Here is a 22481-nt window from a genome sequence, read left to right as displayed (position 1 = left end):
TACGTTTTAAGTTAATTAATCGTCAATTTCATCCATGTGGAGGAAGTACCCTTAAGAGGGAATGTATTGTATTGTATATCACCAAACTGTGGGTGATAAAAAGACTGTAATGTCCAACAGCGGCAAGCAATGCTTCGTGCTTTCCTTGTTCTTCATCTGCTCTCTTTATGGTTGCCAGACGGTGAGCAATCATCAAAGTTGTTCTTCTCGCTGAAAGCTCAGCAAGAGAATGCTGAATTGAAGTTTCCGTTTCGGTATCCAGTGCAGAGGTGGTCTCGTCCAGGATCAGGATTGGCGAGTTCTTGAGGAACATCCGTAAATAGCCAGTCACTGTTTTTGTCCCCCGGACAATCTACCCCACGTTCTCCGTTCACTGTATCCATCCCTTCAGGTTGTGCATGGATAAAGGCCTCTAGTTAAGCCCGGTGAGCGGCTTCCCAGATTTCGTCATAAGCGATATTCTTACGGATGCTTCTGGAAAATAAATAGACATCCTGTTGGACAATCCCGATATTGCTCCAAGGCAGGAAAGGCTAATATCGGTGATGTTCATTTCATCAATTCGTATGTTGCCTTGTGTAACTTCATAAAAGCGTGGCAGTATGTTGATAAACTTCAAACCTGTTTTTCATGGGACTAGTCGTGTCCGTGCACTTGAATGCTTCATTTAGCACAGTGTTGCACGGGCCTTTTCAATGTATAAACGAACAGCCTCCTCGGCTTGGTGGCAATCCTGATTGGCAATGGCTTGATAAAGCAGGTCATGAGAGTCGAGATAAAAAGCCGCATTTTTGAAGTCCTTTGTTTCCAAAACCATGTTTTGCAGCGCCTCGGAAATATGATTGTACAAATTCGCCATCAATTGGTTATGTGAAGCAGCAATCACCATTTTGTGAAACTCGACATCCCAGTGAGCATAAGCTTTGAGATCCTGCTGGCTGGCTGCTTGTCTGCATTGGTCCAAGCATGTCCGAATCGCCTCCAAATCTTCTTCGCCTCTCCTGAGCGTAGCCAGGGCAGCAGCCTCTCTTTCCAATGCATATCGGACCTCCAGGCTCTCAAGCTTATCGGTATGCTGAATCACTTTTTTAATCACTGACCCCAAAACACTTGAGGAGCAGACATAGGTCCCATCCCCTTGTCTGGTCTTCAGCAGACCCGCATACGTTAAAGCCCGAATAGCTTCCCTCAAGGTATTACGGCTGACTTGAAGCTGTTCCATTAGCTCGGGCTCTGGAGGAATACGCATCCCTACTTGCCATTCGCTATTTTCGATCTTCCCCTGGATCTGGTAGGCCACCTGTTCCACCAAGGTTAAACGTTGAGTTTGAGTTAACAACAGCATCACTCCTTTGCGAAACGTAGGATGTTTGGTATTTTGGTGTTATTATATCAGATTGACTTTGACTTGGAAAGATGAAATTGATAATGATTATCATCAAGCTTTTTCAAGGAATCCAATTGAAAGGTAGAAATAACTGGCTCATAACGAGTGATCAACGTGGCTTCTGCCTCTTTGTCACCATTCTGCGCTAAATGGAGCAGAGTAGAAGTACTATTCATGTTTATCCTCCTTTTATCATCCAATTGCAAAATATCAGCGTTGTATGATAAAGCGGGAGAACTGCGACAAGCAAACGAGCCTTTACTTCTCCATGATGCTTTTAAGCTTCACCAGAACTTTTGATTTCATTTTGGAAACAGCTTGTCTGCTGGTTCCTAAAAGTTGAGCAATTTCCTTGTCTGTTTTATCTTCGTAATACTTAAGTTACAAAAGTCTTTGTTCTTTTGACGTTAGATACGATATTTCAGAAATTAGAGAAAGAACAGGAACGTTATGAGGCTCCGGTATGTTGTGGTGACGAACTAAAAAGTTGATATCGATCTCGAAAGTGACAGTATCCAAAGGAACAACATAAGCCGAATCACGCATCAGTTTCTCAAAATAATCTTTTTGAGCGTGCCGGAGACATGCTTTAACATAACTGCTGAATGTTCTTTCAAGTAAATCATTAACGTCAACTCCCGATGTAATAAGTTTCCATCTCCTCTCTGTACCTAAATGGGAAAGACCACCTTGCCGTTAGGGTACAACAGAGGCGCGTGAGCTCGCACGACCAAAAGCCAGACGGTGCGAAGGGCGTCTAGCGACCAGGCGGAGGAGCGAAAGAAATGAACCAAAGGTTCGTTACACCGGAGCGAAACGGATAAATCCAGGATAATGGAGATGAGACCCAACTGGTCGGAACGCAGCATGAGGCCGATGACAATGACAACGAACCAATGAAAAGCGCCTCCAGGATTGCTTCACACTGAACATAATTGATATTGATTATCAATATCAATTATGTTAATATAATTTTGTTCACAAGTAAACAAAAAGAAAAACAATTTATTGCTGATACTGAACTTGGTCTGCAACTACTACAAGAGAGGGGAGATTGCGAAATTGGAGTTTCAAAATCATTTTAAAGGTCATCTTTACGAGCAATATATTAGAATGCTGCATCTGAATGAGCTGTATACTGAACAAGAATTTAACTCGTTTCGGCAACAGGCCAGAAAGTACCAGATTGACATGCTCTCCAACAATATTACTAGTGTACACGTTATTGATTGCATTGGTGATTATGAACCGATAAATCATACCGGGATTGTGGAGAAGATGGGGTTGTCCAAAGCTGGCATTACTAAAATTAGTGCAAAGCTGCTGGAAATGGGCTTCATTATGAGAAGTCAACTGAACAACAATCGTAAGGAGATTTACTTTAGTTTAACGGATAAGGGAAGACACGTTTATCGTTTGCATAAAGAGCTGCACAAAGAAAAAGAAGAAAGGTTTTACCAATTCATTGAATCCTATTCAGAGGCTGAGCTGCAGACTATTGGAAAATTCATGAGTGATTTGGTGGCGCGTGCCGAAGAATACTCCGAAGGGAAGTTTACGATAAATGACGACATTAAAGATTGAGGAATTAAGATCCAAGATTGAAGGGAAAGAAATTTTAAAAGGGCTCACACTGGAGATTCATGGCGGAGAGATTCATGCGATTATGGGGCCTAATGGGACGGGGAAAAGTACGTTGGCTTCAGCTTTAATGGGCCATCCCAAATATGAGGTTACCGGCGGCAAGGTGACATTGGACAATGAAGACCTTTTGGAGATGGAGGTGGATGAGCGTGCCCAGGCAGGCTTGTTCCTCGCTATGCAATACCCAAGTGAAATTGCCGGCGTGACCAACTCGGACTTTCTCAGAAGTGCCATCAATGCACGGCGTGAAGAAGGCGATGAGATATCCTTAATCCGTTTTATCCGTGAAATGGAGAGCAAAATGAAGGGGCTGGAGATGAACCCGGAATTTGCGCATCGTTATTTGAATGAGGGATTCTCCGGCGGTGAAAAAAAGCGGAATGAGATTTTGCAAATGATGCTGCTTGAACCCAAGTTTGTGATTTTGGACGAAGTAGATTCCGGGCTTGATATTGATGCACTGCGTATTGTAGCCAATGGTGTAAATGAGCTGCGCAGTCCAGACAGAGGATTTATCATCATTACCCATTATCAGCGCCTGCTGAACTATATTACCCCGGATTTTGTGCATGTCATGATGCAAGGTCGGATTGTCAAATCTGGCGGCCCGGAGCTTGCCCACCGTTTAGAGGCAGAAGGGTACGATTGGGTAAAAGAAGAGCTTGGGATTACGGATGAGACGGTCGGCGAGGAAGTTTGAAAGCTGAAGAGGAGGAAAAGCAAGTGGGTATACAAGCAAAAAATTCAATGAATGCGAACGCTTTATGCGCTTGGTCAAGTGCTAAGGATGAACCTCGTTGGTTGCTTGAACGCCGGATTCGGGCACTCGAGCTGGCAGGGACGCTGGAGCTGCCTAAAGTGGAGAAAATCAAGCTTGAAAAATGGGATATCTACGAAAGTGGTGATTACAAAGCTGAGAATGCGTGGTCAGGTTTGGAAGATGCGCCGGAGGTTGTTCGAGGTTTGGTTGCCTCTCCGGTGGAAGGCGGACTCATCGTTCAGTTCAATTCGGATGTAGTGTATACGAAATTGTCCGAGAGCTTAGCCGCCCAGGGAGTAATTTTAACGGACCTGCATACTGCGGCAAAAGAGCATGAGGAGTTGGTTCAACGTTATCTCTTTCAGGCAGTGAAGCCGGAAGAGCACAGATTGTCTGCTGTGCACAGTGCCTTATGGAGTGGTGGCGTTTTTCTATATGTCCCAGACGGTATAGAGGTTGAAGTTCCCATTCAAGCGATCTTTTATAGCGATACGAGCGGGGCGCGTTTTGCTCCTCACATCTTGATTGTGACTGGTAACAACAGCAAGATCAGCTATGTGGATCATTGTATATCGAGAAGAGATGATATCGAGGTTTTGCATAATGGTGTGGTAGAGGTGTTTGCAGGGCCAGGCTCCAAGGTGCAGGTCGCTTCTGTTCATCAGCTTGCTGCAGCAACAACGGACTTCACCCAGCGGCGTGCGATTGTGCTTGCGGATGGCGGTGTAGAATGGATTGTCGGCGAGATGAATAATGGCTATACCGCCAGTGATACCAAGACATTACTCCAGGGCAACGGGTCCATCTCTGACGCTAAGGTGATTGCGATAGGCTCTGGGGACCAGAAATTGAGTTATACTACGCAAGCCCAGCATTTTGGCAGAAGCTCGGTGAGCCAAATGATCACACGCGCAGTAATGCGTGAAGAAGCTACGGCCATTATCAACGGGATTACAAAAATTGAAAAAGGTGCAACCAATTGTGATGGTCAGCAAACAGAACGTGTACTGATGTTAAGTCCAAATGCGCGCGGTGATGCCAATCCGATCCTGCTGATAGATGAGGATGATGTAACCGCCGGTCATGCTGCATCCGTGGGGCAAGTAAATGCGGAACAAATCTATTATCTGATGTCGCGCGGGATCTCACGGAGTGAAGCCGAATATCTTGTTATTCTCGGATTCCTCGCTCCTGTCATTTCGGAGATCCCGCTGGAGGGAGTGCGTAGCCGCCTGCAGGATGTAGTGGAGAAAAAACTTGGCAGATCATAGGGAATCAGAGCCAATCAAAGTGAGTCTTATGAAGGTTAAAAGGAGCGATACTAATGGCTAAAAAAGCGCCGGATATGGGTGAATATAAATATGGGTTTCGCGATGAGCACCAGTCTATTTTTCAATCTGGAAAAGGTCTGACTGAAGAGATTGTCCGAGAAATTTCCCGAATCAAGGAAGAGCCGGAGTGGATGCTCGATTTTCGGCTGAAAGCTTTGAAGCAATTCTACAAAATGCCGATGCCTGGGTGGGGAGCGGATTTGTCCGGACTAAATCTTGATAACATCCAATATTACGTTCGCCCTTCCGAAAAACAGGGAAAGACCTGGGAGGAGGTTCCCTCCGAGATTAAAGCAACCTTTGACAAGCTAGGGATTCCTGAAGCGGAGCAAAAGTTTCTGGCAGGCGTATCCGCTCAATACGAGTCGGAAGTAGTCTATCACAGTATGCGGAAGGAACTGGAGGATCAGGGCGTTGTTTTCCTTGATACGGATACTGCTTTAAAGCAATATCCTGAAGTGTTCAAGCAACATTTTGGAACGATCATCCCTCCCGCCGACAATAAATTTGCGGCGCTTAACAGTGCGGTTTGGTCAGGCGGCAGCTTTGTATACATTCCGAGGGGCGTTCAATGTGAGGTTCCTATACAAGGGTATTTTCGTATTAATTCTGAAAATATGGGCCAATTCGAGCGGACATTAATTATTGCTGAAGAGGGTAGCTTTGTCCATTATGTTGAAGGATGTACAGCACCTATTTATAGTACCAGTTCTCTGCATAGCGGAGTTATTGAAATTATTTGCCGGAAAGATTCCCGTGTCCGATACACGACAATCCAGAATTGGGCTCCTAATATCTATAACTTGGTAACCCAAAGGGCTGTGGCAGAGGAAAATGCCACAATGGAATGGGTGGACGGAAACATCGGCTCCAAGGTAACCATGAAGTATCCGGCTGTAATATTGAAAGGAAGGGGAGCCAAGGGGTCCATCCTGTCTATTGCCGTAGCCGGTAAAGGTCAGCATCAAGATGCCGGCGCGAAAGTAATTCACCTTGCTCCCGAGACAACATCTACGATTATATCCAAATCCATCAGCAAGCAGGGTGGCAAAGTAAACTACCGGGGATTGTCAAGCTTCAGCCGCGATTCCGCAGGATCCAAGTCCAATATTAAGTGTGATACGTTGATTTTGGACAACCTGTCAACATCAGATACGATTCCGTACAATGAAATTAAAAACGATCAGATTACTTTGGAGCACGAGGCAACAGTATCCAAAGTGTCCGAGGAACAATTGTTTTACTTAATGAGCCGCGGGCTTACAGAACAAGATGCCACACAAATGATTGTAATGGGCTTTATTGAGCCGTTTACCAAAGAATTGCCGATGGAATATGCCGTTGAAATGAATCGGCTGATTCAATTTGAAATGGAAGGAAGCATCGGTTGATTCAATAATTTAATAGATCAAACCTTTATCACTCTTTAAAGAAGTACGAGGTGTTAGTAATGAAGAAAAATAATTCGGACAATTCAGAACTAGCTCAAATTACCCGAGAGATACGGAAACTTCAGTTCTACTTCAATATGCTGTCAGGATTGAGCGCAAGTTGTGGTGTGATGATACCTTTAGACTCTATTTATACGCTTATAAGGGAACTTTCGGATCAAGAGGCCATTCTTAGGCAAAAAGCAAAGGATCACTCAGACATCTAGGGTGAAAAAAGGCATGAATTGACTGTTAGTAAAACAATGAGAGGAGCTGGCATAATGGAGGAGAATGGAATTTTATTCGATGAAGTATCGGAAGTGCTTCTCAAACTACGTCCTTTCTTACTGCGTGACGGTGGAGATGCTGAACTGGTCGAGGTTGAGAACGGTATAGCCAGATTAAGATTTTTGGGAGCTTGCAACGGTTGCCCAAGTGCTACGATTACGTTAAAGGCTGCTATTGAGCGCGCAATTCTTGAGGAAATCGATGATATTAAAGAAGTTGTACAAGTATTCTAAATTCCTTTTAACTGAAACATAGAAGGTAACAGGAATCAAAAAGTACGAATGATTTTAGGAACTTCTGCTCATGTCGCAATAGCATGTGCGACTCAAAATCGAGTGGTAAACCGTGGAGGTTCGAGTCCTCTCGCCGGTACCAACTACAACCTTTAGAAGTCCATTGATATAATATCAATGGGCTTTTTTGTGTATTTATTAAGTGCAAAATCGAACTAAACAGCTGCCTCGCTGTGTATATACAATGACAGTATTTCAACAAGCCATATTTCGGAGGAGGGGTGAGATGAAAACACAAATAACAGAAGAGAAATTAACCGAGCTATTCAATGAGCATTCCGCTTATGTATACCGCACAGCTTTATTGTTAACCCGCTCTGAGGCGCTGGCTGATGATATTACTCAGGAGACCTTTATTAAAGTGATGAAAAAATACGATTTGTATGATGAAGGGCGGCCCTTTCGTCCCTGGATAAACCGGATCACGGTGAACATTACGCGCAATATGCTGCGCAAGCAAACATGGCTCAAGCTGTTTGGCCAGCATATGCCGGAGGCGGTTGATACAGCAGGGGGACAAGGATTTGTACCGGATAGCAGCCAAGAGGTGTGGCAGCATGTCGCCAAGCTGTCATTAAAATGCCGTGAGGTTATCGTACTGCATTATTATCAGGATTTATCCTTGGAGGAGGCGGCGCAAGTTTTGGGTATTCCGCTGGGGACATGCAAATCAAGGTTGAATTACGCGTTAAGCAAACTCAGGATTGTGATGAAACAGGATAGCGATAATGCACTTTTTCAAGGAGGCAAACTATATGAAAGATAATGTGCAGACCCGGATTTCACATGCGCTGAAGGATTCGGTGGAAAATAAAAACACCTCGTTGAGTGCGGCACAAATTTGGCATGAATCAAGGGGCAAGCGGACAATCGGTAAGCGGAGGATGGCGATAGTTGCGATGGCTGTGGTGCTATTCCTGGGCATTGTGCCTGCTGTTGGTTACTCCTATGTGAAGAACTATCTGGATTGGGGAAGTCAGGATTTCACGGTTCGAACCCCGCAAGACGATATCGTTTCAGACGTGATAGGAGAGGAGACAAATTGGGAATCGCCGGTGGATATCTATAACCAGATCTTTAAGGAGAAAGACAAATTAACGGCTGCCGAGGTACAGAAGCTTGCGTATTATCCGCTGAGGTCGCTTGATCAGCTTGAAGGCTGGCACAAGACGAAAAGTGCAGGGTTTGTAAAAAATCACTATTCTTATGCAGACAACTCTGGCAAGGACGAGGTTGTGACGCCGCTCGCACCAACCTTTGTGGAAATTTTCGAAAATGACAGCCAGCAACACATCGTTGTGGTGCAGGATACAGATTATAATATCGTTCAGGAGAGGAAATCTCCGTTGTTTAACAAGCCCGTGCCGCGCAAGAAGTCGGATCGCATGTCTTATTCTTATCCGGCCAGCTGGAAGTTTGTAGAAGGGTTTGGAGAGGATGTTGCCTTGATCAGAGCGCACAATTCGGGGTGGAAAGAGATCCATCTTTATCATGAAGAAAAAAATAAGACAGTGACAATTTTCGAATTCCACGGGATGGAGGAGCAATTGCTGATTGATTTGGCCCACCGTTATTTGTCACTGGCGGAATAGCAAGCTATTGTGTCATTTAAAGCGGCTTTTAAAATCAGAATTTCGAATATATAGATTGAACTTAAAAAGTCTTCGGATTTCTACCGCTAATTGTGGTTAAAACCAAGAAATTCTTACGACAACAGCGGCCGGAAGTCCAAATATTCGCCGTAGTTGCGACTGATCCTGAACTCTAAAACCTTAACTTCAATCTATATAGTGTAATACTATCTCCTGATCTGCGTATATACACTCCAGCTATTTACAAAGTGGCCGATGGAGAATATAAGGGCAGGGACAACAAAGAGATAAGAGTGCAGCCAATATGCCAGAAGGATAAAATACAGCATTGGGAAGAGGGCCATTGGTATTGGTATAGGACCTAAGGGTTTAAACAATAATGAAAACTCTCGGCCGCCCCCAAAAAAGCGAATCCAGCACAGGTAGTAAATTATGAGGCAGATCCCTATTAGTAGTGTTATATAGTCTATAGGTTGCTCTGCAATCTTTCGCCCATAGAGGATAGGCAGAACAAAACAAGTGATTTGGCCAATCCGTTCGAATACCGTAAAGAGAATAGAGGTAGAGGTTAATTTGGGAATAGATCGTGGTGCAAAGCGTAATAAAAGAATATTTGGCAACAAAATCAGAAGCGATATCAGAAACCCCTTATAGTGTAACCCCATCTGCAAGCTCCGTTCTACTTATCCTTTAGAAATAAAATATCCCAGTGCATGAAAAAGGTCAATTAGATTATGTACGCTGTTGATCCGCATGATAATATCAGAAAGGTTGTTAATACCAAAAAGTACTCCGGTGGCCTTAAGCGGCTTCTGGAGTACTCTTTGTTTACAGGTGTTCTTAAGCTATCGCTGGTCCAGAAATGGGACAAGTTAAGGAAGCTTGTTGCCCGCTGCACGATAAATCTCGTACCATTCCTGACGGGTCAGCGTGATATCCGACGCTTTGGCAATATCAAGCAGGCGCTGGGTATTGGTCGTGCCCACGATCGGCTGCATGTTGGCCGGGTGTCTGAGCAGCCAGGCAATCGCGATGGCGGTGTCGGCAACTTCTTTCTCAGCGGCCAGGCGGCCAATGACTTCATTCAATTCAGGGAACTTCTCATTGCCCAGGAATACACCTTCAAAGAAGCCGTATTGGAACGGCGACCAAGGCTGGATGGTCATATCATGCAGGCGGCTGTACTCCAGAATGCCTCCATCATGTACAACTGAACCGGAGTTGGTCATGTTGACGTTGAAGCCGGCGTCAATCATGCCTGAGACCATAATGCTAAGCTGCAGCTGGTTGAAGAGCAGGGGTTGTTTTACATTTTTTTTGAGCAGCTCGATTTGCAGCGGGTTGAGGTTGCTGACACCGAAGTGCTTAACCATGCCTTTTTGCTCCAGGAGATCAAAGGCTTCAGCCACTTCCTCAGGCTCCATCAGCGTGTCGGGGCGGTGCAGCAGGAGCACGTCTACATAATCGGTCTTCAGGCGCTTCAGGCTCTTCTCCACCGACTGGACAATATGCTCCTTGGAGAAGTCGAAAAAGCCTTGGCGGATTCCGCATTTCGTCTGGAGCATCAGCTGATCGCGCATGCCCGGGCTGGCGGCCAGTACGTCGCCAAATACTTCTTCAGCTTTACCGGCGGCATAAATATCCGCATGGTCAAAAAAGTCTATTCCAGCCTCCAGGGCACTGTGAATATGCACGTCCGCTTCTTGTGGAGACAGATCGGCAATGCGCATGCAGCCTAAAGAAATCTGAGCGACCTCAAGCTGGCTGTTGCCCGCTTTAATTTTTTTTACCATTGTTTGCTCACTCCTCAAATGTAAGGTTCCTAGTAAAGTGTAGACCTTAGAGTTAACTGTAAGTCAATAGATTTTTAAAGCGCTTTTAATAGAACGCGAATGGTGTTACTTTAGAGATGGAGCCATTGCCAAACGGCAGAAGGGAGCTGTTATCATGGGATACAGCATCAAAACCATATCACAAAAAAGCGGTCTGAGCCAATATACGTTACGTTATTACGAAAGAGAGGGCGTACTGCCCGTGGTTGCCAGGGATGAGAACGGAAACCGTTGTTTTCATGATGAGGATCTGGAGCTGATTTCGTTAATTTGCTGCCTGAAGGATACCGGGATGCCGATCGCCGATATCAAACAGTTTATCTCGCTCTCCAAGGAAGGACATAGCTCACTATCCGAGCAGCGGAAATTGCTGCAGGCTCATAAGCTGCATATTGATGAGAAGATTAAGTTTTTCCAGACCTTTGCGCAAAAGGTAGATCATAAAATTGCTTATTTTGCCTCGCTTGAGGAGGAGGCTAAGGCGGATTGCAAGTAATCTTACAAAGGTAGTCAGCGTCAGCGATGACTGCGTATTAAGGGATGAGGAGATGTACTCATTCGGGTGGGGGATCGGCATCTAAAGTTCAACCTATAGAGATCCATAGCCACTATCCGTTAGCTACGGATAGTGGCTTGTTTGCTTGCTGCGGCTATCCACATGGATACCCGCCCATCCGCAGCAGTGCGTTTCATCAGGAGAAGCGCTGGCGGTATTGCCGCGGAGAGATCCCTTCCAGCTTCATGAAGCTGGAGCTGAAATAGGGAGCCTGGTTGAAGCCGACTTCTTCAGCAATCCGCGCGATGGGGAAGCTGGTCTGCATCAGCAGCAGCTTGCTCTGTTCAATGCGGTAGCGGAGCAGGTATTCCATTGGAGAGCAGCCGTACTCCCTGTTCATACAGCGGGCAATATAGACCGGATGAAAATTCAGGCTGTCTCCCAGCATGCCCGTCGTGATCTCCTCGCGGTAATGGGCACGCAGATAAGAGGCGGCTTGCTCGGCGCAAGCGGTGGTCAACGAGACGGTCTGCTCCCGGTGCATGGAGGCGGAGAGCTGCTGCAGAACCTCCTGGAACAGAATCTGCTGCTTGAAGCGGACTGAATCCAGGTGGGCATTGACCTTCAGCTGCTCCAGCTGGGCCAGCAGCTCTTCCATCCTGGCGGGCTGGAGCAGTGTCATGTACTGCGATAACGACAAGTTGAAGGTGCGGACATCAAACAGGGCGGAATGAGAGCACTCATCAACCGTGTCCTCTGCCTTTAACGAGGCCGAAGGAACGGTAACCGGACTCCAGGTGCCGGAGGTCTGGAAGTGGAGCCAATAGTAGGAGGTGTCCTCCCGGCAGCCTTCGGTTCCAAAGTGATGGCAGTCCGGGCGGAGAATCAGCGCTTCTCCTGCCCGGACCTCGTATCTGCGGTCCTCCTCGCCGAGATAAAGGCAGCCCTCCCTGACGAACAGCAGATCAAACACCTGAATATGCTGGCGGTTCATATGGATATATCCCGGCAGGAAATAGGCAAGACCGCTGATGATGTAATGAGGTACGGGTGGACCGGTAAATTGAAGCAGGCTCATTAAGGACCCCCTTGATGTAGGTTTGAAAAATGAAAGTTTAGGTTTGGAATTTGCTACATTTCCCAGAGTATATCACCTATAATTTACTTCTAGCAAGGTGATCTATAAGCTTGTTGCAGCTGAAAGTTATGAGTGCAACCGGTGAGGGGAGAGTTGAATTAGTGAAATCTGGAAGTGGAAGAGTTGGGCTGTGGATGCTGGCCTGGCCGATTTTTATAGAGATTTTTCTACAGACGCTGCTTGGCACGGTGGATACGATCATGGTCAGCCGGATCTCCGATGATGCGGTTGCAGTAGTTGGGATTTCAAACCAGCTGTTTGGTGCACTGACCACACTCTTCACAACCTTTGCGGGCGGGGCGGGCATTCTGATTGCCCAGCGTATCGGCTCGGGACGCCATGAGGATGCGCGCAAGATAGCGATCATGGGAGTTACGGCCAGCAGTGTGCTGGGGTTTGCGGTCAGCATCCTCCTGTTCCTGTTCTCGGACCCGATTGCGCGTGCACTTCATATCTCCGGCGGTCTGATTCCACTCGCACATGTCTATCTTACTTATGTCGGTGGAGGACTGTTTCTCGTCGGAATGACCGCTTCGCTCGGCTCGGCGATCCGCAATACCGGCAATACACGCGGGCCGATGTATACGGGAGTGGCCGTCAATGTGATCCACATTATTCTGAATTATATCCTGATCTTCGGAATGTTCGGGCTGCCCGAGATGGGGCTCGGCGGAATTGCCGTATCCAACGTAGTCAGCAGACTGCTTGGTGTCGTGGTGCTGCTGTATATGTTCAGCGGTGCTTTTGAACGCACAATCAGGCTGCGGGATTTCCGCACCTTTAGCAAGAAATTGTTCGGGGAGATTGTTAGAATCAGCTGGCCGCTGGGCCTGAACTCCTCTTCATGGGTGTTGTCACAGCTGGCGATCTATTCATTTCTGGCCTTGCTCGGGGCCAAGGAGCTGGCGGCCCGTACCTATCTGAATACGCTGGAATCCTTCTGCTTCACGCTGGGATATGCCATAGCCATGGCGGGGCAAATTCAGATTGCCCACCTCTTTGGCGCCCGGCAGATGAAGGAGGCATACCGGGGGGCGTACCGCACGCTTTATATCGGGCTTGCCATTGTAAGTGCCAATGTGCTGCTGCTGTTTCTGTTCGGCAGAACGCTGCTGGGCTTCTTCACTGCTGACCAGGAGATTATCTCGATTGGCGTATCACTGCTTGCCTTGAATCTGATTCTGCAGCCCTGCAAAATGCTCAATATGGCCATGGGCAACTGCCTCAATGCCATAGGAGACACCCGTTATACCATGGTAGTCTCCATCATCTCCATGTCGCTGATCGGAGTTGGCGGCTCTTACCTGTTTGGGATCAGCGCCGGATGGGGGCTGGTGGGCATTTATTGCTGCATGATTGCCGATGAAGCGGCAAGAGGGCTGCTGGTGCTGCGGCGCTGGCGGGGACAGAAGGTGCTGCGTGAGGCTGAAGCGCAAGCCGCCGGGGGACAGCCGGTACGCAGCGGGAAGCGGAGCAAGGTTCTTTTTAAGATGGAGGGATAAAAGGTTCAAGCTGCTGAAGACGCGATTCCCCCGGTTCTATCTTCAATCCGAAGAGGAGCCGGGGGTTATTTGTGTGCTCACGAAGCTGCCGGAAAGGTCCGAATTCTCACAATTCTGCACAAAAGTCTGAAATGTACACTGCACGGTTAGCAACATAATGCAGGAATACCCTCAAGCTGCACTGTTCGCCGGAAGGGGGGGCTCCTATACTTGGGTCATACATTGGACGGAGCCGCTAAACGCAGCTGGAGTGTCCAAGCGGAGGCGGGAAATCGGGCGCCGCTGCAACTTATATATAGGTATAGGAGAGTGAAGGCTTTGAGACAGCGCAAACGCAAGAATGGAATGCCGCTAGCCATTGAGCTTCCCTTAAAGGGAACGGGTCAGCTGTCATCACAGATGGGGGCCGGCATGAAAAAGAAGAAAAAAGGATTTCTGCATGAGCTAATCCATAACCGGGTTCTTTTTCTGATGCTGCTTCCGACACTGCTGTTTTTTCTGGTGAATTCGTATTTTCCGATGGTCGGAGTCTATTATGCATTTACCCAATTTGATTTCAATTCCGGACTGTTCGATGCACCGTTCGTAGGCCTCAAAAACTTTGAGTTTCTCTGGAAATCCGGGACATTGGTGAAGCTTACGCTCAATACGATCGGTTACAATCTGGCGTTTATCCTGCTGGGCAACGTACTGGCGATTGTCTGTGCCATTCTGCTCAGCGAGCTGCGTGTCAAATGGTTCAAGAAGCTTACCCAGTCGATCATGTTCCTGCCGTATTTTGTCTCCTTCGTGATCCTGAGCGTTATCGTCTACAATGTGTTCAATTATGATAACGGTTTCTTGAATACCCTGCTTGCCCAGTTCGGAGCCGGTCCAGTGGATGTCTACAATAAACCGGTCGTCTGGATTTTTCTCATCATCTTGTTCTATCTCTGGAAAAACCTTGGCTATAGCATGGTAATCTACCTCGCGGCCATTACGGGGATCAGTGATGAGTACTATGAAGCGGCCAAAATTGACGGAGCGCATATTTTCCAGCGGATCTGGTATATCACGGTGCCCATGCTGAAATCGACCTTTGTTGTGCTGCTGCTGTTCTCGCTGGGCAGCATTATGAAAGGGCAGTTTGACCTCTTTTATCAGCTGATCGGCAACAATGGTGTGCTCTACAATACCACGGACATTCTGGATACGTATGTATTCCGGTCACTCAAGGTTACCTTTGATATCGGAATGGCGACTTCTGCGGGGCTGTACCAATCCCTGTTCGGCTTTATCCTGATCATGACGGTGAACTACATTATCCGCAGAATCAATGATGACTACGCTTTGTTCTAAAAGGTGCAATAGGAGGAAAAGAGCATGCATATCAAAGACGACCATTATACAAGAATGCTGCAGGGGCTGGCTTACACCGTAATCATATTAGGTTCACTGGCCTGCCTGATTCCATTCCTGCTGATTATTTCGGCTTCCTTGACTGCCAATGATTCTATCATTAAGGATGGGTATCATTTTATACCGGCGCAATTCTCGCTGGAAGGCTACAAGACGGTGTTCACGTTCCCGGATGAGGTACTGCGGGCTTATGGCGTTACGCTGTTTACGACGGTGACGGGTACGGTGCTGGGGCTGTTTTTTATGACGATGGCCGGGTATGTGCTGGCACGTAAAGACTTCAAATACCGCAATACGTTTTCCTTCTACATCTATTTCACAACCCTGTTCGGCGGGGGGCTGGTGCCTTGGTACATCATGATGACCAAATATCTGCATCTGACTGATTCGTATGGTGCGCTGATTTTTCCGGGGCTGATGACCCCGTTCCTGATTATTCTGATGAAGAATTTTATCCGTTCGGCCGTTCCTGAGGAGCTGTTCGAATCCGCCAAAATTGATGGGGCCGGTGATTTCAAAATCTACTGGCGGATCGTGCTCCAGCTGTCGATGCCCGGCATCGCCACGGTAGGCCTGTTTCTTGCCTTGGCTTATTGGAATGACTGGTTCTCGTCTTCGCTGTTCATTAATGATCCGCATAAGTATCAGCTGCAGTTCCATCTGTACAATGTAATCAACTCAGCGGCATTCATTGCCAACATGGGCGCCGGTACGGGTGTCAGCCTGGGAGCCGACCTGCCCACCGAGTCGACCAAGATGGCGATGGCGATTGTCGTTACCGGACCTATTCTGTTTCTGTATCCGTTCATCCAGCGTTATTTTGTAAAAGGCTTGACGATCGGGGCTGTAAAAGGTTAGAACCGTATGGTGGAGCACGCCATTACGGTGTGCCTGTTATCCGGCTAACATAGCGTCATATTCTGATAGATGTGCTGACAAACAAAACTTTAGGAGGGTTCATCATGAAAAAGAAAGCAGGCAGAAGATCACTGGTAACGCTTACGACAGCTGCGCTGGCTCTTTCGCTGCTCGCGGGATGTGGCGGCAATAACAGCGGCAACAACAGCACAAGCAGTGAAACAGACGGTAATGCAGGCACAGCCGTGAAAACAGACAGCAGCACGGCTGCCCCGGCAGATACCGGAATTGACACTTCGAAGAAGGTGGAGCTGCAGTTCTATATGCTTGGGGATGCCCCTAAGGATCTGCCGGTGATTCAAGAGGAAATTAACAAGATGGCTCAGGAAGAACTGAATGCTACCGTTAAATTCAACTATACGAGCTGGACGGATTGGGACCAGAAATATAAGCTGCTGCTGTCTTCCGGCCAGGCGATTGATCTGATTTTTACAGCGGACTGGACCCAGTACCAATCTTATGCGAAACGCGGCGCGTTCCTGGCCATTGATGAATTGCTGCCAAAGGCGGCCCCGGAGCTGCAGAAATTTGTACCTGAGTCCATGTGGGAAGATGTGAAGGTGGATGGTAAAATCTATACGGTTCCTGCGACTTATAAAGAGTATGTGACCAACGGTTTCGTATGGCGGGAGGATCTGCGCAAGAAATACAATCTTCCACAGCCCACCGATCTGGCCAGCTATGAGGCCTATATGGACGGCATTGCCAAGAACGAGCCGGATATGATGCCAATGTCCCTCAACAGCGATATCGGCAATAATCTGCACTACATTTATACTGAACTGAACAAAATGGTTGGAGCGCTGCCTTATGGTATGGGTGTGAAGTATGAATCTCCTGCTACCGTATACACCTACTGGGGTTCCGATGAGCAAAAAGAAGAGCTGAAAACGATGAAACGCTGGGCAGACAAAGGCTTCATTCCTAAAAACGTGCTGAATATCAAAGACACGATGCAGGACCCGGTCACCTCCGGCAAAGCGGCCAGCATGTTCGGGGATAACCCGACACGCTATAATGACATGAAGATGAAGATCAGCACGACACATCCCGATTGGGAGCTGGGCTATTATCCGTTCGGGAAAACCACAGGTTATGCTACACCGGTACATCCGATACACAATGGTTTTGCCATTCCGAAGAACAGCAAAAATCCGGAAAGAGCACTTGCTTTCTATCAGAAGCTGGTCCTGGACAAACGGTATAACCAGTTGACGGAATACGGTATTGAAGGCAAGAATTACACCGTGGAAGACGGCTACTACAAACTGGTCGGCACGAGCCAATCCAATGGCTTCTCCCGTGAGGGGATGAACGGCTGGGCGTGGAGAAATCCGGAATTCATGCTGTTCGACAAAGGTTTTGATGGTGTGAAGGCTATCTTCGAAGAGCTGGACAAAATTCAGAAGCCTGACCTGTTCCTGGGCTTTGCGGAAGACTATTCCTCATATCAGGCGGAAAAAGCGGCACTGGAGCAAGTGGAGAAGCAATACCTCTTCCCGCTTGAGGCAGGTCTAGTGGATGATATTGATAAAGGGCTGGAAACCTTTATGCAGAAGGCTAAGCAAGCCGGGCTGGAGAAGATCCAGGCCGAATGGACAAAGCAGTGGAACGCTTATGTGGCGGAGAAAGGTATTAAGTAGTGCAGAGGTGCCCCGAAAGCCTATGGCTGGCGGGGCTTTTTGCTGTGCTTTGCTCAGGGGGAAGGGCATTTTGGTGCTGGGCAGCTGCGTGGAATGTTTGGACTTTCGGCCGCTGGCGCTCCTACAGTTCCAAACTTCCCCTCCGCTGCTTTCACCTTAATGGTGGTTCTCCAAGTACAGCTGGCAAAAGCCCCCTGCCAACGGCTTTCGGGGCAAGGGGGAGGAGAGTAGAGGAGGCGGCCACTGCCGATATTACCTCGGGCTCGCCCAAATCAGATGAACCATGTTAAGCCAGTAGCTTTCCACTTTATTAATTTTGAGACCCGACTCTGTGATCAGTCCTAAAATGTTCCTAGTATAGTGACAGCCATAAGTACGATATAACAGCGGATTAAGTGCTTTTTGGACAACAGAAACCGCAGGGTTAGAGCTGATCCCATGCTCCATGAGAAGAATTTGCCCATTCGGTCTGCACCAGCGGTTGATCTTATTCAACACCATTAATGGATTATCATAACTGCAGAAGGATAACGTAGAAACAATGGTGTCGAATGAATGATCGGAGAAGCTCATTTCTTCAATATCCGAACAAATAAAAGTACCCGCAATATGGTGATGTTGTGCCGCCCGTTTTGCTTTCTCTAGCATCGCTTCACTAAAGTCAGTTGCGGTAACCTTTATGTCTGGAGGATAAAACGGGAAATTCGCACCTGCCCCCACGGCAAGCTCAAGCACCTCGCCCTTCGCATGACTTAAAAGCTGTTGGCGCCAACGTTTTTGTTGCGGATCTTCTCTTTTGTTATCATATTGGTTTGCCTGCTTATCAAAGATACGTATTAGCTTCTGCTTCTCCACCGATCTCCCACCTTGCAATGTAGTAAGTTCAGAAATGAATCGCCAATTCTCCGTCAGCTCCATCTATTTTTGCGGCACATACGTTAAATGGACAATACTGCTGTTAGTTTGCTTCTCACTCCATTCAGTATAGGCCAGTTCGCTGCCCGAAGGGCTCCAAACAGTTGTCAGATTTTTGAGATCACCCGCAATCTGAGTGGACTTACCGGTTAACAGATCGTAGAGATAAAGGCTGTAAACAGTTGTGCCGTTCACCTCGGGTTTCAGGCTGTAGGCAATCATCTGCTGATCCGGTGACCATGAAATGCCGCCAAGCTCAGTGCCTTCTGCGATGTTTTTTTGATTTCCCCCGTCTGCGTCGCAAAGGATCAGTGTTTGTTGGGATTCTTTATATTGTAACACCAGCATTTGCTTTCCGTCCGGCGACGGGAATATTCCGCTGACCTGATCCGGGTTCAAGCTTGCCTTTTCCTTTGTATTTAGATCCAGTACTTGTAATGATCCATCGGAGCTGGGAATGTAATAAATTTTATCCTTCATTTTTTGAACACTAAACAGGGTTTCCCCCTCTAACCCAGGCACCGCCGCGATCTCCCCAGAGGTACTTGCTGTAAAGGCACCGCCGCTGTAGGCAGGGCCAATAACTGTTTCATTCTCGTCCCAGCGGGCGCTAAGAGCCCCTCCGATTGGCTCGCCCGTGATGCCGAAGGAATCCAAAGTATCCAGGTCCATCACATGAAAGACAGGATCGCCTAAGGAGAATTCGCTATATAGCAGATGCTTCTTATCGGAGGATAAGACAGCGTCGCCCAGGAACGTATCCTTCTTTTCTTTTAACAATTCGTATTGCTTGGTCTTCAAATGGTATAGATACAAGCTTTTGGGGTAGGAATCTGACAGCTCTTCCAGGCTCATTTTGCCCAAATTTTCGTTTTCTTTTGAAATAACAACAGTATCTTCATCCAGCCAGCCGGAGATGGCTATATTCTCATAGCGGTCAATTTTTGCCACGGAAACAGCAGGCCAGCTTGCTTCTTTATCGGCATCGTCACTGACTGTTGGAGTATTCACCGGCTCTTGGAGGACATCTCTGTTTCCAGCCTGATCTGTATTGCAGGTAGCGAGAGTCATCAGCAACGCCGGAACAATGGCCAGCTTAATGATCAGGATTTTCTTCATTTGAATCGCCTCCTAGAGTTCTGGTTACAATCAGGAATGGAACCCCGTTACATTAAAGACGTATACTGGAAGCGATTTGTTGCGTGATACTGCACGTTATAAAAGTTGAACTAAAGAACTACCTAGAGGCAAAAGCAGCGGAGGGGAAGTTTGGAACTGTAGGAGCGATAGTGACCGCCTTTGTCTACGGATTTCAACCGCAAATAGCGGTATAAATCAAGAAATCTGTAGACAACAGCGGCCGGAAGTCCAAACATTCACCGCAGTTGCATTCTATGCCGTTCAGTAAGTCTAAAGTTCAACTTATATAGTTTAATGATGCGTGCAGGACCAGCCCCTTTTTTCACGCGTTTTTGGAACGCCGGTAATCGGTGGGGGTGGTGCCGAAGGTGCGCTTGAACATCCGGTGCAGGTAGGAGCTGCTGGTAAAGCCGCAGCGCTCGGCGATGATAGTTACCGGGAGATCGGTACTCTCCAGCAGACTGCATACTTCACGCATGCGCACCTCCAGAATGATGTCCACGATGCTGGACATGGTCTGCTGCTTGTATAGCCGGCTGATATAGATCGGGGACATATCAAGCTCGTCCGCGATCTGGTTCAGGCTAAGGTTCGGCTCCATATAATTCTCGTTTATTTTCTGATTAATCAGAAGGATCAGATCATGCTGCTTTGAGCTTTTTTTCTCAGCGAGCTGCTCCCGCATTTCACTGAACAGCACGAAGAAGGCTTCTTCCAGCTCAGCAACGGTTTCTACGGAATCCAGAGCGGGCAGCCCTGATGTCCCATCACATTGTAAACGGTTACGTTTTTGGACGGTACTGATGATTTCTTTGATCGTCACACTAAGCCTGGACAACGCTAACTGCACGGTGTGGAACGGATAAGATTCCGCTTCACGGAGGATGGCGCTAAAATGCTCCTGGGCGTCCTCCACTTTTCCGCTCATCAGAGCGTCGATAAGTTTCTTTTCCTTCTCGGTCGGATAGTGGTAGGTATTGGCCTGAAGACTGCTAACGGCCTGGGCGCTGATGATGCAGCCATGCCCGTAGAACAGACGGTGATTTGAAGCTTCCCGGACCTGCTTGTAAAGCTGATGCAGCTGCAGGGCATTCCGGTCAATATGGCTGTAGGTAAGAGTGAGGCTCACCTTCAGATAATCGGAGCAGGCCTGCTGAATCTGCCGCAGCAGCGTCTCGATCAGTCCTGTATCGGTATATTCTACAGGATCAATGATATTCAGCAGCACCAGTATGCCGTCATCATTCATATCCACGGTCTCCACACGGTAGGTCTGGCCGCAGATTTCCGAAGCGATGTTCATAATGGCAAATTTGTAGGCCAGCAAATAAGAGGATCTGGCTTCCCTGAATTCATTGTAGTTGTCAATCCGCAGCAGGATGAGGCGGTAATCGTCATTGAACGTGAAATGAATGCCAAGCTGCCTCAGCTTCTCCACCTGTTGCATGGATTGCAGCGGCTTTAACCCCAGCACCAGATCGCGCACCGTATTTTGCCTAATCATAAACATGCTGTCACGTTTTTCGCTTTCGAGAATATTCATCTCGCTGACGATCCGGTGAATGGGCAGATACAGCCTTTTCGACATGATCCAGGACAGCCCGATGCCTCCCACCAGAATAATGACTGCAATGAGCAGGGTAGCGTTCCGGATGTTGTCGGTCTGCTCGGTGATGATGTCATACGGCGTGATCCGCACATACTGCCAGCTTAAAGCATCCGGGGCGGTATAAGAAATCAGTGAGTTCTCTCCAGCAAATTTGCCGATAAAATAACCTGCGGAATCGCCCTTGACTTTTTGCTCGATCCAGCGGGTTTCCTCCGGGGAAAGCTCCTGCTGCTCCAGGCTGTTGCTAGACAGGAAGGCGCCATGGTCTGCCAGGATAAAGGTCGAGCTTTTGGAATCTACAGGACTGGTAATCTCTTTGTTGATCCAGGGTGCGGAGATGTTCACAATCACTGCTGAATTAATCGCCCGGTCCCAGCCGATGGCATCAAAGCATAGAAAGGTATAAGCCCGGACCTGATCGTCCTCCTCGGCACCATTGGAATAGACCCGCGGAATCGGCATAAACGGCTTATATTCCTCATAGTGGTTCAGGATGTCCAGAATGTTCTTATCCACCAGTTCCTGCTCGGTAAATACACCGTTTTGTCCGCTGGAGGAGGCAATGTAGAGTTTTTCGCTTTTCGGATTATAGACATAAATGGACTCGATGTATGGCATCGAACTTAAATAATTACCAAGCTCGGACATGGCGGCCGTGACGTCGTAAATATCCGGCTTGTCGTAAAGTACAATTTTGGAGACAGTGCTGTTACGGTAGATTTGAAAGGAAAGCGATTGTGCAGCATCGTTCATGTTTACAACCTCTCTGCTTGTTTTGGTGAGGTCGCTAAGGTCGGAGCGGAAGGCCTGCGTCTTTTCGACGCCAATATAGTAGTTGTAATAAATGATCGTGGAGACGAGGAAGGTTAAGGACACGCATAACGTCATACTGACTAATATTTTGCTGTACAGTGCTCTTTTGTTGCCAATCTTATTCAGTCTCATTGACATCCCCCTGACTTCATTGTCTGTACTGGCGATAATAAGCCCTCTCTATATTGTTCACAGTATAATTATAAACTTCACCCTATGAACAGAACAGTAGAGCAAGATTACAATAGTGAACAGGATGAATTCCCGAGGAGTGAACAAATCCAATATCTGTGTACAAAAGCTACCTCGACACGGCGGTTGTGCAACTAAAGGAGCTGGGTTACGGGGAGTG

The 22481-nt window shown here is 47.5% G+C and carries 19 protein-coding genes and 2 pseudogenes; 12 read left to right on the top strand and 9 right to left on the bottom strand.

Annotated elements, in window-relative coordinates:
• Window positions 1-28: 28 nt before the first annotated feature.
• The 4 genes and pseudogenes from MHI45_RS13695 to MHI45_RS13680 form a co-directional block, all read right to left on the bottom strand.
• A pseudogene (locus MHI45_RS13695) lies at window positions 29-607 on the bottom strand (ATP-binding cassette domain-containing protein); the annotation flags it as partial.
• 60 nt (window positions 608-667) lie between these two features.
• Complete coding sequence (locus MHI45_RS13690; protein ID WP_340896517.1) at window positions 668-1339, bottom strand: FadR/GntR family transcriptional regulator; 672 nt, start codon at window positions 1337-1339, stop codon at window positions 668-670.
• 53 nt (window positions 1340-1392) lie between these two features.
• On the bottom strand, window positions 1393-1563 hold the full coding sequence (locus MHI45_RS13685; protein ID WP_340896518.1) for a helix-turn-helix domain-containing protein: 171 nt from the start codon (window positions 1561-1563) through the stop codon (window positions 1393-1395).
• An 82-nt stretch (window positions 1564-1645) separates the two neighbouring features.
• Window positions 1646-1750: pseudogene (locus tag MHI45_RS13680) on the bottom strand (sigma-70 family RNA polymerase sigma factor); the annotation flags it as partial.
• 699 nt (window positions 1751-2449) lie between these two features.
• Here MHI45_RS13680 and MHI45_RS13675 point away from each other — a divergent pair.
• The 7 genes from MHI45_RS13675 to MHI45_RS13645 all read left to right on the top strand — a co-directional run bounded on the left by MHI45_RS13675 (window position 2450) and on the right by MHI45_RS13645 (window position 8725).
• Window positions 2450-2971 carry a MarR family transcriptional regulator gene (locus MHI45_RS13675; protein ID WP_076112546.1) on the top strand — a complete coding sequence of 174 codons (522 nt, stop codon included), beginning with the start codon at window positions 2450-2452 and terminating at the stop codon, window positions 2969-2971.
• On the top strand, window positions 2952-3731 hold the full coding sequence (sufC, locus tag MHI45_RS13670; RefSeq protein ID WP_076112547.1) for a Fe-S cluster assembly ATPase SufC: 780 nt from the start codon (window positions 2952-2954) through the stop codon (window positions 3729-3731). The genes MHI45_RS13675 and sufC overlap by 20 nt, the downstream gene beginning before the upstream one ends.
• Window positions 3732-3778: 47 nt before the next feature.
• Window positions 3779-5062, top strand: a complete 1284-nt coding sequence (sufD, locus tag MHI45_RS13665; protein WP_340899721.1) for a Fe-S cluster assembly protein SufD — start codon at window positions 3779-3781, stop codon at window positions 5060-5062.
• A gap of 53 nt (window positions 5063-5115) precedes the next feature.
• Window positions 5116-6513 carry a Fe-S cluster assembly protein SufB gene (gene sufB / locus MHI45_RS13660; RefSeq protein ID WP_038596505.1) on the top strand — a complete coding sequence of 466 codons (1398 nt, stop codon included), beginning with the start codon at window positions 5116-5118 and terminating at the stop codon, window positions 6511-6513.
• A gap of 320 nt (window positions 6514-6833) precedes the next feature.
• Entirely contained in the window at window positions 6834-7073 is a 240-nt protein-coding gene (locus tag MHI45_RS13655) for a NifU family protein (RefSeq protein WP_038596482.1), read from the top strand.
• A gap of 286 nt (window positions 7074-7359) precedes the next feature.
• Window positions 7360-7899 carry an RNA polymerase sigma factor gene (locus MHI45_RS13650; RefSeq protein WP_340896521.1) on the top strand — a complete coding sequence of 180 codons (540 nt, stop codon included), beginning with the start codon at window positions 7360-7362 and terminating at the stop codon, window positions 7897-7899.
• A complete protein-coding gene (locus MHI45_RS13645) occupies window positions 7889-8725 on the top strand; it encodes a hypothetical protein (protein ID WP_340896522.1) in 837 nt (278 codons plus the stop codon). Before MHI45_RS13650 ends, MHI45_RS13645 begins: the two co-directional genes overlap by 11 nt.
• An 872-nt stretch (window positions 8726-9597) precedes the next feature.
• On the opposite strand, the gene MHI45_RS13640 is transcribed toward MHI45_RS13645, so the two are convergent.
• Window positions 9598-10518: an aldo/keto reductase gene (locus tag MHI45_RS13640; protein ID WP_340896524.1), complete on the bottom strand. Its 921-nt coding sequence runs from the start codon at window positions 10516-10518 to the stop codon at window positions 9598-9600.
• A 154-nt stretch (window positions 10519-10672) separates the two neighbouring features.
• Here MHI45_RS13640 and MHI45_RS13635 point away from each other — a divergent pair, with 154 nt between their 5' ends.
• Entirely contained in the window at window positions 10673-11053 is a 381-nt protein-coding gene (locus MHI45_RS13635; RefSeq protein ID WP_038596472.1) for a MerR family transcriptional regulator, read from the top strand.
• Between the two features lie 196 nt (window positions 11054-11249).
• Here the strand turns inward: MHI45_RS13635 and MHI45_RS13630 are convergent, their stop codons facing one another.
• A complete protein-coding gene (locus MHI45_RS13630) occupies window positions 11250-12131 on the bottom strand; it encodes an AraC family transcriptional regulator (RefSeq protein WP_340896525.1) in 882 nt (293 codons plus the stop codon).
• 128 nt (window positions 12132-12259) lie between these two features.
• On the opposite strand from MHI45_RS13630, the gene MHI45_RS13625 reads away from it, so the two are divergent.
• The 4 genes from MHI45_RS13625 to MHI45_RS13610 all read left to right on the top strand — a co-directional run bounded on the left by MHI45_RS13625 (window position 12260) and on the right by MHI45_RS13610 (window position 17652).
• The gene (locus MHI45_RS13625) at window positions 12260-13693 is read left to right on the top strand and encodes an MATE family efflux transporter (RefSeq protein WP_445322209.1); all 1434 of its coding nucleotides are present in this window, start codon (window positions 12260-12262) and stop codon (window positions 13691-13693) included.
• A 399-nt stretch (window positions 13694-14092) separates the two neighbouring features.
• A complete protein-coding gene (locus MHI45_RS13620; RefSeq protein WP_231578519.1) occupies window positions 14093-15031 on the top strand; it encodes an ABC transporter permease in 939 nt (312 codons plus the stop codon).
• A gap of 24 nt (window positions 15032-15055) precedes the next feature.
• Window positions 15056-15949, top strand: a complete 894-nt coding sequence (locus MHI45_RS13615) for a carbohydrate ABC transporter permease (RefSeq protein WP_038596468.1) — start codon at window positions 15056-15058, stop codon at window positions 15947-15949.
• Between the two features lie 104 nt (window positions 15950-16053).
• Window positions 16054-17652 carry an extracellular solute-binding protein gene (locus MHI45_RS13610; RefSeq protein WP_340896528.1) on the top strand — a complete coding sequence of 533 codons (1599 nt, stop codon included), beginning with the start codon at window positions 16054-16056 and terminating at the stop codon, window positions 17650-17652.
• A 252-nt stretch (window positions 17653-17904) separates the two neighbouring features.
• Here MHI45_RS13610 and MHI45_RS13605 read toward each other — a convergent pair whose 3' ends face one another.
• The 3 genes from MHI45_RS13605 to MHI45_RS13595 form a co-directional block, all read right to left on the bottom strand.
• The gene (locus tag MHI45_RS13605) at window positions 17905-18507 is read right to left on the bottom strand and encodes a class I SAM-dependent methyltransferase (protein WP_076112554.1); all 603 of its coding nucleotides are present in this window, start codon (window positions 18505-18507) and stop codon (window positions 17905-17907) included.
• 63 nt (window positions 18508-18570) lie between these two features.
• A complete protein-coding gene (locus tag MHI45_RS13600; protein WP_076112555.1) occupies window positions 18571-19686 on the bottom strand; it encodes a TolB family protein in 1116 nt (371 codons plus the stop codon).
• A 343-nt stretch (window positions 19687-20029) separates the two neighbouring features.
• The gene (locus MHI45_RS13595; RefSeq protein ID WP_076112556.1) at window positions 20030-22261 is read right to left on the bottom strand and encodes an AraC family transcriptional regulator; all 2232 of its coding nucleotides are present in this window, start codon (window positions 22259-22261) and stop codon (window positions 20030-20032) included.
• Between the last annotated feature and the right edge of the window lie 220 nt (window positions 22262-22481).

Origin of the sequence: Paenibacillus sp. FSL H3-0321, assembly GCF_038002865.1 — a bacterium.
GTDB lineage: Bacteria > Bacillota > Bacilli > Paenibacillales > Paenibacillaceae > Paenibacillus_AQ.
The sequence above is the reverse complement of the archived record's forward strand: the minus strand, read 5'-3'. Positions and strand labels throughout refer to the sequence as shown.